Source organism: Propioniciclava sp. LT432, assembly GCF_059515965.1.
Genome location: NZ_JCAKNE010000012.1, coordinates 41,190 through 55,820, shown reverse-complemented (window position 1 = coordinate 55,820; position 14,631 = coordinate 41,190). Strand labels below are relative to the sequence as shown.

Genomic DNA, 14,631 nt, shown 5'->3' with positions numbered 1-14,631 from the left:
CATGCAGCAGCCCCAGGCGATCAACGCCGCCCTCGCCGAGCTCTACCCGGACGCGCGGTGCGAGCTGGACTTCACCACGCCCCTGGAGTTGCTCGTCGCGACCGTCCTGTCGGCGCAGTCCACCGACCGGCGGGTCAACTCGGTGACGCCCGCACTGTTCGCGCGCTACCCGGACGCCGCGGCCTACGCGAGCGCGGACCCGGCCGAGATGGAGGAGCTCATCCGTCCCACCGGGTTCTTCCGGGCGAAGACGGGGCACCTCCTGGGGATCGGCGCGGCGCTCGTCGAGCGGTTCGGCGGCGAGGTCCCGGGCACCTTGTCGGAGCTCGTCACGCTGCCCGGGGTGGGGCGCAAGACCGCCAACGTCGTCCTGGGCAACGCCTTCGGCGTCCCGGGCATCACGCCGGACACCCACTTCATCCGCCTGTCGAACCGGTTCGGGTGGGTGGCGTCCAAGAACCCCGACACGGTCGAGCAGGTCGTCGGGGCGCTGTTCGACCCCTCCGAGTGGGTCATGCTCTCCCACCGGGTCATCTGGCACGGACGCCGGCGGTGCCACGCACGGCGTCCGGCCTGTGGGGCGTGCTCCCTGCAGGGGTTGTGCCCGAGCTTCGGAGAGGGGCCGATCGACCCTGACGAGGCGGCCACGGTGGTCCGGGAGCCGCGGGCGTGAACCGGATGCGGGCACTGGCCGGAGCGGTGGTGGCACTCACCCTGCTGTCCGGCTGCGCGACCGCGTCCGTCTCCACAGGCACCGCGCCTCTCAAGAAGATCGATCCGGCGCTCGTCGCCCAACGCGAGGCCGCCGGCATCCCCGACTGCCCCGAGACGCCGGAGTCGGCCCAGCCCGTTGAGGGCGGGCTGCCCGACCTGCTGCTCGGCTGCCTGGGGTCGGGCCGTCAGGTCAACCTCGCCGCGCTCCGCGGCAAGCCGATGGTCATCAACTTCTGGGCGCAGTGGTGTGCCCCGTGCCGGCTCGAGGCGCCGCACCTCAAGGAGTTCGCCGAGCGCGCGGGCGACAGGGTCCTCGTGCTGGGCGTCGACTTCGCCGACCCCGAACCGGGGCTCGCGCTCGAGTTCGCCCAGATGGCCGGATGGACCCATCCGCACCTCACCGACCCCCTGAAGCAGACGGCCGGGCCGCTCCGGTTCCAGGGGATCCCCGTCACGATCTACGTCGACGCCGAGGGTCGCATCCAGTACCGCTCGATCGGGGCCATCGCGTCGGCCGACCAGATGGTCCGGGACGCCGAGACGTTCCTGGGGGTGCGCGTGTGATCGCCCTCCCGCCGGTCCTGCAGGCCCTGGCCGCCCAACTGGCGGAGCCGGGCGGTGGCGCGCGTGTCGTGCGCGGCCGTCCCGGACGCGGTGGGCGCAAGGCCGCGGTCCTGATCCTGTTCGCGGGCCCTGAGGAGGCGACCGCGTCCGACCTCGAGCTCGTCATCATCGAGAAGTCCGCGCACCTGCGCAAGCACGCCGGCCAGTGCGCCTTCCCGGGGGGCGGCGTGGAGGCGTCCGACGCCTCGAGCGAGGAGGCCGCCCTGCGCGAGGCGCGCGAGGAGGTCGGTGTCGAATCCGACACGGTCGAGTTGCTGGGCGTCCTGCCCCCGGCACGCGTCGCCGTCACCGGTTACGACGTGACGCCCGTGATCGCCTGGTGGCGCGAACCCCACCCACTCCAGGTCGTGGACACGGTCGAGATCGGCGCGGTCCACACCGTGCGGGTCGGCGACCTCATCAACCCGGCCAACCGCGCCACGTGGCGCCTGCCCATGGGGTACGAGGGGCCTGCGTTCATCGTGGACGACCTGTTCATCTGGGGCTTCACCGGTCACCTCATCGACGGTCTGCTCGACCTGGCCGGGTGGGCCGAGCCGTGGGACGTCCGCGACAAGCGGTTGGTCCCCGAGCGGTTCCTGCACCGGGCCGGCCGGGACACGGGCCAGTAGGCTCTCACCGCGCGATGCGCCGGTAGGCCTCCGGACGCCGGTGGCTGGTGCCCCACACCTCGCGCTCGCGCCAGTCGCGGATGGCCTCCATGTCGAAGCGGAACGCGACCAGCTGCGGCAGCGCGCCGGCTTGGGCGATGAGCGGGTCCAGGGGGCGTCCGTCCGGGTCGAACACCACCGGGGTGTAAGCGGAGGACTGGCCCCACCCGTCACCGGGGTAGTTGGCGGACGCGATGGCCAGCATGTTCTCGAAGGCCCGGGCCTCCAGCTGGTGGGCCCGGACGGGGTTCCAGGCGGTGGCGTTCGGCACGAGGACCACCTCGGCCCCGGCGAGCATGAGCTCGCGGGCGCTCTCGGGGAACTCGCGGTCGAAGCACGTCATCACGCCCAGGCTGATCCCGTCGAAGACGCAGGTGTCGAAGCCCGTCCCGGGGGTCAGGTCGCGTTCGGCGTCGAACTTGAGCGTGTGCACCTTGTCGTGCCGCAACAGCACCTCGCCGCGACGTCCGATGACGAGGGTCGTGTTGGTGGGACCGCCGGGGTGCTCGGCCAGCAGCGTGATCGCGACGCCCACGCCCAGCTCGGCGGCGACCTCGCGGAACCCCTCCACCCAGGGCCCGTCCACCGGCGTCGCGTGCCTGACGTCGATGGGCAGGGCGTAGCCCGTGGACCACATCTCCGGGAACAGGACGAGGTCGGCCCCGGCGGCGGCCGCCTCGCGCACGATCCCTCGACCCAGCTTGAGGGTGGCGTCGAGGTCGTTGAGGGGCGCGAAGTACTGGGCTGCGGTCACCCGGAGGGTCGTGCGGGCACGCGGACGCGACCTGGACGTGGCGGCTCCCCTCACGAGCGGCGGACGGCTGAGCCGCCATTCTCCCACGGGAGAAGGCGGCCGTGACGGTAGTTCTTTCAGTCACGGAACGACAGAATGTCCGCATGACCGAATCACCGTGGTGGTCCCGTTCCGTCGTCTACCAGATCTACCCGCGCTCGTTCGCCGACACGAACGGCGATGGTCTCGGTGACCTTCGTGGCATCATCGACCACCTCGACCACGTGGGCGACCTGGGCGCCGACGTGCTGTGGTTGTCGCCGGTCTACGCCTCGCCGCAGGACGACAACGGGTACGACATCGCCGACTACCGCGCGATCGATCCGATGTTCGGCACCCTGGACGACTTCGACGCGCTGGTCACCGCGGTGCACGACCGCGGCATGAAGCTCGTCATGGACCTCGTCGTCAACCACACCTCGGACGAGCACGCGTGGTTCACCGAATCGCGGCGTCCGGGGTCGGACAAGCGCGACTGGTACATCTGGCGTCCGGCCCGCGACGGCTTCGAGCCGGGCGCGCCCGGCGCCGAGCCCACCAACTGGGGCTCCTTCTTCGGCGGCTCGGGCTGGCAGTGGGACGAGGAGTCCGGCGAGTACTACCTGCACCTGTTCAGCCGCAAGCAACCCGACCTCAACTGGGAGAACCCGGCGGTCCGTGAGGCCGTGTACGACATGATGAACTGGTGGGTCGACCGGGGCGTCGACGGCTTCCGGATGGACGTCATCAACCTCATCTCGAAGACCTACCCGCTGGCCGACGGCATCGTCGTGCCGGGCGACCCCTACAGCTTCGAGATCAACAAGGTGGCCAACGGGCCGCGCCTGGTGGAGTTCCTCGAGGAGATGAACCAGGCCGTCGGCATCTCCGCCCGGCAGTTGTTCACCGTGGGTGAGATGGTGGCCTGCGGCGTCGACCACGCCCGCGAGTACACGTCCCGGCACCACGACCGACTCGGCATGGTGTTCACGTTCGAGCACGTGACGGTCGACCAGTCCGGCTCGAAGCTCTCACCCAAGCCCCTGCACCTGCCGGACCTCAAGAAGAACCTCGCCCGCTGGCAGGCCGGTCTCGCCGACGAGGGGTGGAACTCCCTGTACTTCGAGAACCACGACCAGCCGCGGTCGGTGAGCCGTTGGGGCGACGACAGCCCCGAGTTCCGGGTGGCCTCGGCGAAGGCGCTGGCGACGATCCTCCACCTGCACCAGGGGACGCCGTACGTCTACCAGGGGCAGGAGATCGGCATGACGAACGCCGGCTTCACCCGTATCGAGCAGTACGCCGACGTCGAGGCGCTGGGGCAGTACGCGCAGGCGACCGCGGCGGGCATGCCGGCCGAGGTCGTCCTGGCCGGGCTCGGCCTGATGGGCCGTGACAACGCCCGGACGCCCATGCCGTGGACGCCCGACGGCGGCTTCACGACCGGGACGCCCTGGCTGCCCATGAACGCCAACACGGCCCAGGTCAACGTGGCGGACGCCGCGGCCGACCCGGACGGCGTCCTGGCCCACTACAAGGCCCTCATCGCCCTGCGCAAGGGGGACGCCGTCGTGCGCGACGGCGCGTTCGAACTGCTGCTGCCCGAGGACGAGCACCTGTGGGCCTTCACCCGGACCCTCGGTGAGGAGCGCCTGCTCGTCGTGGCGAACATGGCCTCACGGGCCAGCGGGGTGCCGGTCTCGGACCTGCCCTCGCTCGAGGACGCGGAACTCGTGTTGGCGTCGGTCCACCCGGGGACCGACGTGCACACCCTCGCCCCGTGGGAGGCGCGGGTCTACCGGCTCAGGGCCTGACGGCGGGAGTGGCTTCGCCGCGCACCGGACGCGGTGCGCCGGCGACGATCGCCTGGACGTTCGCGTTGCCCTGGTCGATCGCGCCCGTGACGGACTCGATCGTCCGGTTGGCCTCGTCCATGGTCCGCTCAGCGCCCTTCAGGGCGAACTTCCCCTTGCCGATCAGCACCAGGACGCCCGCGATGACCAGCAGCAACACCGCCATGGTCAGGAACCCCAGCACGAACGCCCAGATGATGGGCACGACGCCCTGGTAGAGCGCGCTGAGGGCGAGCCCCCCGCAGATGAAGAGCAACGTCGCGGCCTGCACGGCGAGGTAGCCCGCGGCTCCGAAAAGGCCGGCGCCGATGCCCGCGCTCTTCACCTGGGGCATCAGCTCGGCCTTCGCCAGCTCGATCTCACCCCGGACGATGGTCTGGACGTCGGCGGTGATGTCCTTGATGACCTCACCGATCCCCGGCTCTGCCATGGCCTGCTCCCCTTCGTCGATTACTGGTCATGCTAGCGGGCACGAGTGACCCGTCACAGGCGGATGCGCACCGCGTCCTCGGGGGGCTCGAGTCGCGAGGTGAACTCGGTGTGGTCCACGGAGGCGCGCCAGCACACGACTCGGTAGGGCAGCAGCAGGGGCTCGGGCACCCGGGCGGAGGACTCGTACAACCCACCCACGTCGGCCATCAGGCGGCTCAGTCGATCGCCCTCCAGGTCGGGGAACCGCTTGGCGACCATGCCGAGCAGGTCGACGCGGCTGATGGGCACCCAGAGGCGGTGGGCCCGCTCGACGACGTCGGTGAAGTGGGGGCAGGCGGTGAGGCGGTCGATGCTCTCGGTGCCGTACGCACCGGCCATGGCCTGAGGGTCCACGTCGCGGAGGAGGGCGGTCAACCGGCGCACCCACGGCACCGAGTCGTCGCGGACGGTGTAGCTCACGGCCAGGTGCCCGCCGGGGGCCAGGACGCGGGCGATGGAGGTCAGGGCGCCCGCCGACAGGGTGTGGAGGGACTGGTGCACGTGGACCGCCGCGAACACCATCGGGCTGAAGGGCAGGCGTTCGGGGGCGGCCACGGTCGGGAGCGCGCGCGGGGCGCGGTTGAGCAGGGTCCGGACGCCGGCGCGGCTGGTGTCGCAGGCGACCAGGGTGGCGCCCGAGCGGTCCAGGGCGGTGGCCAGCGGGGCGACGGAGCGCCCGAGCATCAGGATGCGCGGGGCTGACAGGGGCCGGCCGTCCGCACCGACCGGGGCCAGCCAGTCGAGGGCTGCCTGCGGGAACGCGGGCTGGCTGGTCGAGGTCATGCGCCGATGGTAGGCGAGCACCCCACAGCCCGCGCGTCAAGGGGGTGGGCGCGTTGTGGATGACGGTCCGGGGTTCTCCACACGGGGAGCCCCTCCCGACGGGATCGGCCGTCCACCGCCGACTGTCCCCGCATGGAGTCTGACGGTGATGTGGTGCTCGTGACCGCGGATGCCCGGGTGCGGGACGCGGTCGAATCGACAGCGGCCGCCCTGGCCCTGCGACCGGTGACCGTGGCGACGGCCGAGGCCGTGCTGCCCCGCTGGGTCGGTGCCCGGGTGGTGCTGGTCGGTGGAGACCTGGCCGCGGCGGTGGCGTCCGTGGCACCTCCCCCACGGTCCCGGGTCCACCTCGTGGGCTTCGACACGGCCGAGCTGGGGACCTGGTCGATGCCCTTGGGGGCCGAGGTGATCCCCCTCCCCCAGGGAGTCGCCTGGCTGGCCGGCGCCCTGGCGGCCGACGAACCGGACTCCCGGTGCGTGGCCGTGGTGGGGGGCTCCGGCGGAGCGGGGGCGTCCACGCTCGCGGCCGGCCTGGCGCTGGCGGCCGCCCGGCGGGGTCAGGGATGCGCGCTGGTCGACCTCGACCCCCTCGGCGGCGGGATCGACCTGCTGCTGGGTGCCGAACGGGTTCCCGGGTGGCGGTGGCCCCGGCTGCTCGGGGCCCGCGGCGAGGTGGGTGACGTCCGGGGCGTGTTGCCGGTCGTCGAGGGCGTGACGGTGCTGTCCATGGCGCGGGGCGAGGACACCGGCCTGAGCGCCGAGTCCGTGCACGCGGTCCTCGGGTCGTTGACACGCCACCACGACCTGGTCGTGGTCGACGGGGGCCGGGCGCCCGTGCCGGCCGCGCGCCAGGCCCTCCGCTCCGCCGACGCGACGCTCCTCGCCATCGGGTGCGGCGTCCGGGCCGTGGCGGCAGCCGCCCGCGTCCGGGCCGGGCTGGAGCCGACCGGGGTCGGCGTCGCGGCCCAGGTGGCTCGGGGTGGTCCGCCCGGTGCCGTCGTGGCGGACGCGCTGGGCCTGCCCCTGTGGGGCGAGGTGCCCCTCGACCGTCGTCTCGCGGCGGACGCCGAGGCGGGGGAGCCGCCGGGGCGTCCCGGATCGCGCTGGAACCGCTCGGTCGAGCGCCTGCTCGAATGCGTGTGGGCGGAGGCCGGACATGCCGATTGACCTGGACGAGGTACGGGCACGCCTCAGCGCACAGGGCCAGGCGCCGCGGCCTGCCGACGTCGCCGACGCCCTCACCTGGCTGGGCCACGTGGTCAGCGACGCGGCCGTGCTGGAGACCGTCGCGGCCCTGCGCAGGGATTCCCAGGGCGCGGGCCCGCTGGACGACCTGCTCAGGGTGCCGGGCGTGACCGACGTGCTCGTCAACGGGCCGGACGAGGTGTGGGTGGACCGGGGGGCCGGGCTGGAGCGCGCCGACGTCCACTTCGAGTCGGACGAGGCGGTGCGCAGGCTGGCCGTGCGGCTGGCCGCGTTGGTCGGACGACGCCTCGACGACGCCTCGCCGTTCGTCGACGCGCGCCTGCCGGACGGCACGCGCGTCCACGCGGTCCTGTCGTGCATCGCGGAACGCACGTGCATCTCGCTCCGCGTGCCGGCCCGCGTTCGCTTCACCTTGGACGAGTGGGTCGAGCGCGGGTCGCTCACGCCCGGCGGGGCGGACGTGTTGCGGGCGCTGGTCGCGGGGCGGGCGGCCCTGCTCGTCTCGGGCGGGACCGGCTCCGGGAAGACCACGCTGCTGGCCTCGCTCCTCGGCGAGGCGGGCCGGGAGGAGCGGCTCGTGATCGTGGAGGACTCCCGCGAGTTGAACCCCGACCACCCCCACGTCGTGCACCTCGAGGGGCGCACGGCCAACACCGAGCGCACGGGATCGGTGACCCTCACCGACCTCGTGCGCAACGCCCTGCGGATGCGGCCCGACCGGCTGGTCGTGGGGGAGGTGCGCGGGGCCGAACTCGCCGACCTGCTCGCGGCCCTCAACACCGGGCACGAGGGTGGGTGCGGCACGGTGCACGCCAACAGTGCGGCGTCCGTGCCAGCACGGCTCGAGGCGTTGGGGGCACTCGGTGGGCTCACGCGACCGGTGCTGCACGCGCAGGCGGCGGCCGGCCTGGACGCTGTTGTGCACGTGCGCCGGGATCGAGCGGGTCGCCGCTTCGTCGAGCAGGTGGCGGTCCTCACCGCCGGGGCGGAGGGTCTCGTCCAGGCCGTTCCGGCGGTGTCCTGGACGACCGCCGGGGTCGAGACCCGCGGCTCCGGGTGGGCCGCGTTGGGGAGATGGCTGTGATGGCGTGGGTGGCGGCGATCGCGCTGGCCTGTGCGGTGTGGTGGCTCGTGCCGGGGGGACGTGGCCTCGACCGCCTCGCGGCGGCACCCGCCGGGTCGCAGGACGCCTCACGGGTCGGCCACGAGGGGGTTGGGCACGAGGCGGCCGGGCACGAGGGTGCGGCGCGGCGCCGGTGGGGCTGGGTGGGGTTGGCGGCCGTCACGGGGCTGGTGTCGACCGCGGTGCTCGCCGGCCCCGGTGCGGCGGCGGTGGTCCTGGCGTGCCTGCAGGTGGCGGCCTGCGGCGTCGGATTGACGGCCCGCCGGGCGGGACGCCGCTCCCGGACCCGTGGGCGGACGGAGGTGGTCCACGCCGGTGAGTTGGTGGCCGGGCTGTTGCGGGTGGGGCGAGTCCCCACCGCCGCCTTGGTCGAGGCGGCCGAGGACGCCCCGGTCCTGCGGGAGGCCGCGGCCGAGCTGAGGGCGGGTGGCGAACCGGCCGCAGCGCTGCGTCGCTCGGCCCGGGCCGCGGGACGGGAGGGACTGCGCGACCTGGCCGCGGCGTGGGAGGTCTCGGTCCGGACGGGGGGCTCGCTCGTCGGTGCCGTGGACGCCGCGGCCTCCCGGTTGGCGGCCGAGGAGGACGTGGCGCGCGTCGTGGAGGCCGAGTTGGCGGCGGCACGACTGGGGGGACGGTTCATGGCGGTGCTCCCGTTGGTCGGACTGGGGCTCGGTTACGGGCTGGGCGGCGACCCGATCGTCTTCCTGACCGCCTCGGTCCTGGGCTGGGCGTGCCTGAACGTCGGGGTCGGCCTGGCCTGCGCCGGGGTGTGGTGGATCGACACCGTCGCCGAGCGCGCCGGTGGCCGCTGATGACCGGGGGCGGGTGGGGCCTCGTGGCCGCCGGGTGCGCGGCCCTGGCCGTGTGGTGGGGAGTCGCACCGCCGGGCCTGTCGCGTCTGGCGCCCGACAGGCTCGGCGAACGCCTCTTCCGGTGGTGGTACACCGTCGTCGAGCGGGTGCGCGTTGCCTGGGGGGCGCGCGGGCGGGAGGCCCGGAACCAGGCGCTGAGGGCGTCCGTCCCCCAGGTGTGCGACCTCCTCGCCGTCTGCCTCGACGCGGGCCGGCCGCCCCGGACGGCCCTGCGCGTCGTCTCGACCGTCGTCGAGGGGCCGGTGGCCGAGGAATTGGCCGGCGTGCTGGCCCGGATCGACCTCGGCGTCGACGAGGCCGAGGCGTGGGGTTCGCTCACGACGGTGGCCGGCTACCGGGAGGTGGGGCGCGACCTGGCGCGGTCCGTGCGCTCGGGGCTCGGTTTGTCCGCACTCCTGCGGCAGCACGCGGCCGACGCGCGGGCCGACCGAGCCGCCCGGGCTCTGGCGCGTGCGCGGGCCTCGGGCGTGCAGAGTGTGGTGCCGCTCATGGTGTGCTTCCTCCCCGCGTTCGTGCTGCTCGGCGTCGTGCCCCTCTTCGGCGCCCTCGTGGGCAGCCTGCTCGGCTGAGCCGGGCGCAGGGTTCATCCACAGGCCCGTGGCCGGTCCGGGAGTTCTCCACAGGCGGCTGAAGTCGTTGACCGGCACGTCGCCTCTCCGCCGATCGTCTGGGTGCCGCAGCTGGGCGGCAGAGAAATGAAAGGGAAACCATGTCCGACACCTCCACCGCCACCCTCGAGCCCACCTCCTTGCGCGAGCGCGGCATGACGACCGTCGAGTACGCCCTCGGCGTGGTCGTGGTCATCGTCCTGATCGGCGTCATCGTCGCCGCTCTCCAGACCGGCACCTTCACCGACCTGCTCAACGAGCTGATCAAGGCGATCATGAACTGGATCACCAAGGGGTTCGACGTGCCGATCCCGAGCTTCTTCGCCAAGCCGTGACGGGAGGGGAGAGGGGTCGTGGGGTCGGGCGCAGCGCGTCCGGCCCCACGGGCCCGCGCGGGCAGCGGGGCATGGTCACGGTGGAGACGGCCTTCACGACCCTCTTCCTCGCGGCGGCGCTGGCCGTCGTGCTGCTCCTCGGCGCCGCCGTCCTCGTGCTGGGGCAGTGCCAGGTCACGGCCAACGAGGTGGCCCGGCAGGCGGCTCGGGGGGACGCCGAGGCGTCCGCCCGCGCACGGGCCGACGCCCCGCCGGGGGCGCTGGTGACCAGCCGCCGCGAAGCCGGCGCGATGGTGGTCGAGGTGCGCTGGGAGGCACCGCTGGGATTCGCCACCTGGCCGCTCGTCGCCCGGGCCACCGTGCTGGAGGAGGGGTGAGGCGCCGGCGGGGCGAGCGCGGGGCGTCCCTGCTGCTGTCCTCGGTGGTCGTGCTCGGGCTGGTGGTGGTCGCGGCGCTCCTGCTGCTGGCGGGGGCCGTGCGCGCCGAGGGCGAGCGCGTCCGGGGCGCGGCCGACCTCGCGGCGCTGGCGGGTGCCCGGGCCCAGGACCGCGCCGCCGACGCCTGCGCCGCGGCGCGCTCCGCGGCCGAGCTCAACGACGTGGACGTGGTCGGCTGCCGCGTCGCCGGCGACGAGGTCGAGTTCGTGGTCTCGGTCGAGGTGCGCTCGACGTTCCGGGTCGGGCCCGTGCTTCAGTGGCTGTCCTCCCGCGCGCACGCCGGCATGGTGACGGGAGCCCCCGAGTGAGCCCCCTCCGCCCGGTCCTGTCCCACCAGGAGCGCGAGCAGGCCCGCGGCGCCGCGCTTGTCGAGCGGCTGGTTGCCGTTGCCGCACTTCGGCGACACGACGCAGGCGGGGCAGCCCTCCTCGCAGGGGCAGGTCAGCAGCCGGGCGAGCGTCGCCGTCCACCACGGCTCGGCCAGATCGAAGCCGCGGTCGGCGATGCCCGAGCCACCGGGCAGTCCGTCGTGCACGAACACCGTGAGCCGGCCGGTGTCGGGGTGCAGGACGGTGGACAGGCCGCCGATGTCCCACCGGTCCGACGGCACGAAGGCGGGCAGCAGGCCGATGGCGCAGTGCTCCGCCGCGTGCACCGCGCCGGCCAGGTCGAGGGCCGTGATCGGTCCCGGGACGAGTTCGTCCAGTGCCGCGAGCACCCGGTCCGGGAGCGTCCACCACGTCGCGCGGGTGACCATGCGGCGCTCGGGGAAGTCCAGCGGCGTGCAGTCCCACACGTCGCCCGTCTCGGAGTCGCGCCGCAGGTACGAGACGACCTGGTTCGACAGCTCGATGGTGCCGACGTGCACCTCGCCGAGGCCGAGCGGTCGCGAGGCCGAGGTGGCCACGATCCGGACGCCAGCCGTGGACTGCGCCTGGGTGAACCACAGCGGGTCGGCCCGGTGGACGACGGCCACCCGGTCGTCGAGGTCGAGCTCGTCGACGAACCACGTCTCGCCCTGGTGGACGTACACGGACTCGGGGTGCAGGGTCCGGTCGGCAGCGGACGGATCCACCTGCCCGATCACGCGTCCGGTCGCGCCGTCGACCACCTCGACGGCCTTGCCCTGCAGCGACCGCAGGTCGATCGAGTCGACCGCCCGGGCGGCGTGCGTCCAGAACCACCCCATCGGACGCCTACGCAGGGCTCCCTGCGCCGTGAGCCGCTCGGCGAGGCTCACGGTCGTGGGCCCGAACCAGCGGGCGTCGTCCTCGGTCAGGGGGCGTTCCTGGGCGGCGGCGCACAGGTGGGGCCCCAACACGAAGGCGTTGTCGACCGGCACGACCGTCCGCTCGACCGGCCGGTCGAACACCAGTTCGGGGTGCTCGACGAGGTAGGCGTCGAGGGGATCCTCCCGCGCTGCGAGGACGGCGATCGCGTCGCGCCCGGCGCGTCCGGCCCGGCCGACCTGCTGCCAGAAGGCCGCCAGGGTGCCGGGGAACCCGGCCGTCACCACGGCGTCCATGCCGGCGATGTCGATGCCCAGCTCGAGCGCGTTGGTGGAGGCCACCCCGCGCAGCCGCCCGTTCGACAGGGCGGCCTCGAGCTCGCGGCGGTCCTCGGCGAGGTAGCCCCCGCGGTAGGCGGCGATCGCTCCGGTGGACAGCTCGCGGGCCCGGAGGGCCACGAGCTCGGCCTGGATGCGGGACGTCGTGAAGGCGATGGCCTGCCCGTCGCGGGTGAAGGCCGCGAGCAGCTTGGCGGTGGTCTCGGTGAGGGTCGGGGTGGGTTGCAGGAGGACGACGTCGAGGGCCGGTGCGGGGGAGGCGTCGTCGGTCACGGGCACCACGTGGTCGGCGCCGATCAGGGCGGCGGCCACGGCGTCCGGTTCGCTGATGGTGGCCGACGCGCAGACGAACACGGGGTCGGCCCCGTAGTGGTGCGCGAGCCGTCGCAGGCGGCGCAGGACCGCCGACACGTGCGCCCCGAACACGCCCTTGTAGCGGTGGGCCTCGTCCACGACCACGTGGGTCAGCCCGCCGAGCAGCCGGGCGTACCGGGTGTGGTTGGGCAGGATCGAGCGGTGCAGCATGTCGGGGTTCGTGAGCACGAAGGAGGCGAACTCCCGGGCGAACCGGCGCTCGTCGGGGTCGGAGTCGCCGTCCAGGGCACTCACGCGCCACCCCGGCAGGTCGAGCCCGGCGGCCGAACGCACCTGGTCGTGCGCCAACGCCTTCGTCGGGGCGAGGTAGAGGGCCGTCGGACGGGCCGCGAGGCGCAACCCGGACGCCGTGCCCCGGGCCCGCGCCGGGCGGGTGCCCGGGGGGACGTGGCCGTCCAGGCCCGCCGCGAGCACCGGGAGCAGGAAGGCGAGCGACTTGCCGGACGCCGTCCCCGTCGCGATCGCGACATGGTGACCGTCGAAAGCAGCCTGGGCGGCGGCCACCTGGTGCGCCCAGGGCCGGTCGATGCCGCGCGCGGCGAAGGCGGCCCGCACCGGGGCCGACACCCAGGCGGGCCAGTCGACCACCCGGCCCGGACGCGCCGGTCGGTGGTGGACGTGGGCGACCTTCTCCTCGGTCGCGAGCCAGTCGGGGAGGGCCACTCAGACCTCCTCGCGGGTGACCCCGCCCGCGCAGACCGTGGCGCGGACGGGCATCGCGCGCAGGTGGGCTGCGGTCGCGGCGGGATCGTCGGATTCCCACACCGGGTCGGCACCGAGCACGACCAGGTCGCCCGGACCCCCGGGGACGATCCGCCTGCCGTCGACCGAGGCCGCCAGCGCCTCGCGAGGGGTGAGCGACTCCTCGGGGTGCCAGCCCGGACGCCCGTCGCCGGAGCGGTGCACGGCCGTGGCGATCGCCAGCCAGGGGTCGGGTGGGGACACCGGGGCGTCCGACCCGAGCGCGAGGGTGGCGCCCGACCGCAGCAGGGACCGGGTCAGGAACAGCCGGTCGGTGCGGTCGGCCCACAGCACGCCGGCCGGGTCGCGGTCGGCGACGAGGTGGTGCGGTTGCATGCTCGCGGTGAGCCGGAGTCGTGCGAAGCCGGGGACGTCCTCGCGGCGCAGGAGCTGCGCGTGCTCCACCGAGCCGGACGCCCCCGTCGCGGCGAAGGCCTCCAGGACCTCCTGGTTCGCCCGGTCGCCGATCGCGTGGGCGGCGACCGACAGCCCGGCGGCCACGGCGCGGGAGAAGAGGGCGTGGAGTTGCCCGGTCGTCTGGTTGGGGGTGCCATACGGGTGCGGGTCGCCGGGGGTGGCGTCGCAGTAGGGGGCGCAGCACCACGCGGTGCGGGTGCCCATCGAGCCGTCCGCGATGACCTTCAGGGGGCCCATGGTCACGAGCCCCTCCCCACCGGGCAGGGGGTCGCCCGTGCGCCAGCCCCGGGCGACCACGTCGTCCAGTTGGTGCGGGTAGACGCCCGCCCGGACGCGCAGGGACCGCACTCCACGCCCGACCCGGACCGGCCACGCCCGGAACGGCGCGTCGAACTCCAGGTCGACGATCCCCACCAGGCCGCGGGCGGCGAACCCGGCGGCGACCGCGTCCTCCTGCTCAGGGGTCGGCGCCACGCCGGGCAGGTCGTCGAGGCGTCCGAACACGGCGAACCACTCGTTCTCCACCAGCGGACCCTCGCGCGGCGGCAGCCCGAAGGCGTCCAGCGCCGCGGAGTTCAACCAGCCGTTGTGGGCGTCCCCCGCGATCACCACGACGGGCCGACTGCCGCCCACGGCGTCCAGCTCGGCGACGGTGCCGACGCGCGACCACGGCGCGGAGCGGTACCCGAACCCGACCACCGCGCGGCCGTCGTCGGGGCGTCCGGCCAAGGCGTCGGCCATGCGCGCGCAGACCTCCTCGGGACCGCGCGAACCGGCGACATCGACCCAGGTCGAGGCGCGCACGTACTGGGCGAAGTGCACGTGGGCGTCCCACAGCCCGGGGATGAGCCACGCACCCGCGGCGTCCACCACCCGTTCGCCCCGGGCCACGAGGCCGGGCCCGACCTCGGCGATCACGCCGTCGCGAACGCGGACGTCCGCAAGCGTCGCCTCGCCCTCGCCCAACGCGACGACCCGGCCACCCCGGACCAGCACCGACTCACCCATTCCTCGCCACCTCCTCCCGGCTCTCCAGCCTACGGCGGCGCCCTGACAGTCCGGCATGACGGTCCGGCATGACAG

Annotated in this window: 16 protein-coding genes; 11 read left to right on the top strand and 5 right to left on the bottom strand. The window is 74.1% G+C overall.

The window, feature by feature from the left end; all coding sequences use genetic code 11:
* The first annotated feature begins 1 nt into the window (after position 1).
* Genes nth through AC5YDV_RS08190 form a run of 3 tightly spaced genes read left to right on the top strand, consistent with a single transcriptional unit; the run spans position 2 to position 1,949 of the window.
* Positions 2 to 673: an endonuclease III gene (gene nth / locus AC5YDV_RS08200; RefSeq protein WP_496182726.1), complete on the top strand. Its 672-nt coding sequence runs from the start codon at positions 2 to 4 to the stop codon at positions 671 to 673.
* Between the two features lie 5 nt (positions 674 to 678).
* The gene (locus AC5YDV_RS08195) at positions 679 to 1,278 is read left to right on the top strand and encodes a TlpA family protein disulfide reductase (protein ID WP_496182791.1); all 600 of its coding nucleotides are present in this window, start codon (positions 679 to 681) and stop codon (positions 1,276 to 1,278) included.
* Positions 1,275 to 1,949 carry an NUDIX hydrolase gene (locus tag AC5YDV_RS08190; RefSeq protein WP_496182725.1) on the top strand — a complete coding sequence of 225 codons (675 nt, stop codon included), beginning with the start codon at positions 1,275 to 1,277 and terminating at the stop codon, positions 1,947 to 1,949. The genes AC5YDV_RS08195 and AC5YDV_RS08190 overlap by 4 nt, the downstream gene beginning before the upstream one ends.
* A 4-nt stretch (positions 1,950 to 1,953) precedes the next feature.
* On the opposite strand, the gene AC5YDV_RS08185 is transcribed toward AC5YDV_RS08190, so the two are convergent.
* Positions 1,954 to 2,742 carry a carbon-nitrogen hydrolase family protein gene (locus tag AC5YDV_RS08185; RefSeq protein WP_496182724.1) on the bottom strand — a complete coding sequence of 263 codons (789 nt, stop codon included), beginning with the start codon at positions 2,740 to 2,742 and terminating at the stop codon, positions 1,954 to 1,956.
* Positions 2,743 to 2,885: 143 nt separating this feature from the next.
* On the opposite strand from AC5YDV_RS08185, the gene AC5YDV_RS08180 reads away from it, so the two are divergent.
* On the top strand, positions 2,886 to 4,574 hold the full coding sequence (locus AC5YDV_RS08180) for a glycoside hydrolase family 13 protein (protein ID WP_496182723.1): 1,689 nt from the start codon (positions 2,886 to 2,888) through the stop codon (positions 4,572 to 4,574).
* Here AC5YDV_RS08180 and AC5YDV_RS08175 read toward each other — a convergent pair.
* Positions 4,564 to 5,043, bottom strand: coding sequence for a phage holin family protein (locus AC5YDV_RS08175; RefSeq protein WP_496182722.1), 480 nt, complete (start codon positions 5,041 to 5,043; stop codon positions 4,564 to 4,566). The genes AC5YDV_RS08180 and AC5YDV_RS08175 overlap by 11 nt on opposite strands.
* A gap of 53 nt (positions 5,044 to 5,096) precedes the next feature.
* Positions 5,097 to 5,867 carry a class I SAM-dependent methyltransferase gene (locus AC5YDV_RS08170; RefSeq protein WP_496182721.1) on the bottom strand — a complete coding sequence of 257 codons (771 nt, stop codon included), beginning with the start codon at positions 5,865 to 5,867 and terminating at the stop codon, positions 5,097 to 5,099.
* Between the two features lie 132 nt (positions 5,868 to 5,999).
* On the opposite strand from AC5YDV_RS08170, the gene ssd reads away from it, so the two are divergent.
* The 7 genes from ssd (at position 6,000) to AC5YDV_RS08135 (ending at position 10,756) form a co-directional block, all read left to right on the top strand.
* Complete coding sequence (ssd, locus tag AC5YDV_RS08165; RefSeq protein WP_496182720.1) at positions 6,000 to 7,034, top strand: septum site-determining protein Ssd; 1,035 nt, start codon at positions 6,000 to 6,002, stop codon at positions 7,032 to 7,034.
* Positions 7,024 to 8,157 (top strand): TadA family conjugal transfer-associated ATPase, encoded by a 1,134-nt coding sequence (locus AC5YDV_RS08160; protein ID WP_496182719.1) that lies wholly within the window; start codon positions 7,024 to 7,026, stop codon positions 8,155 to 8,157. Before ssd ends, AC5YDV_RS08160 begins: the two co-directional genes overlap by 11 nt.
* Positions 8,157 to 9,008 (top strand): type II secretion system F family protein, encoded by an 852-nt coding sequence (locus AC5YDV_RS08155; protein WP_496192465.1) that lies wholly within the window; start codon positions 8,157 to 8,159, stop codon positions 9,006 to 9,008. Before AC5YDV_RS08160 ends, AC5YDV_RS08155 begins: the two co-directional genes overlap by 1 nt.
* Entirely contained in the window at positions 9,008 to 9,637 is a 630-nt protein-coding gene (locus AC5YDV_RS08150) for a type II secretion system F family protein (RefSeq protein WP_496182717.1), read from the top strand. The genes AC5YDV_RS08155 and AC5YDV_RS08150 overlap by 1 nt, the downstream gene beginning before the upstream one ends.
* A gap of 140 nt (positions 9,638 to 9,777) precedes the next feature.
* Positions 9,778 to 10,011: a DUF4244 domain-containing protein gene (locus tag AC5YDV_RS08145; RefSeq protein ID WP_496182716.1), complete on the top strand. Its 234-nt coding sequence runs from the start codon at positions 9,778 to 9,780 to the stop codon at positions 10,009 to 10,011.
* 71 nt (positions 10,012 to 10,082) lie between these two features.
* Positions 10,083 to 10,388: a TadE family type IV pilus minor pilin gene (locus tag AC5YDV_RS08140; protein ID WP_496182715.1), complete on the top strand. Its 306-nt coding sequence runs from the start codon at positions 10,083 to 10,085 to the stop codon at positions 10,386 to 10,388.
* Complete coding sequence (locus AC5YDV_RS08135) at positions 10,385 to 10,756, top strand: Rv3654c family TadE-like protein (protein WP_496182714.1); 372 nt, start codon at positions 10,385 to 10,387, stop codon at positions 10,754 to 10,756. Before AC5YDV_RS08140 ends, AC5YDV_RS08135 begins: the two co-directional genes overlap by 4 nt.
* Here AC5YDV_RS08135 and AC5YDV_RS08130 read toward each other — a convergent pair.
* The gene (locus AC5YDV_RS08130) at positions 10,702 to 13,053 is read right to left on the bottom strand and encodes a DEAD/DEAH box helicase (RefSeq protein WP_496182713.1); all 2,352 of its coding nucleotides are present in this window, start codon (positions 13,051 to 13,053) and stop codon (positions 10,702 to 10,704) included. The two genes, AC5YDV_RS08135 and AC5YDV_RS08130, sit on opposite strands and share 55 nt — an antisense overlap.
* Positions 13,054 to 14,556, bottom strand: a complete 1,503-nt coding sequence (locus AC5YDV_RS08125) for an amidohydrolase (protein WP_496182712.1) — start codon at positions 14,554 to 14,556, stop codon at positions 13,054 to 13,056.
* Between the last annotated feature and the right edge of the window lie 75 nt (positions 14,557 to 14,631).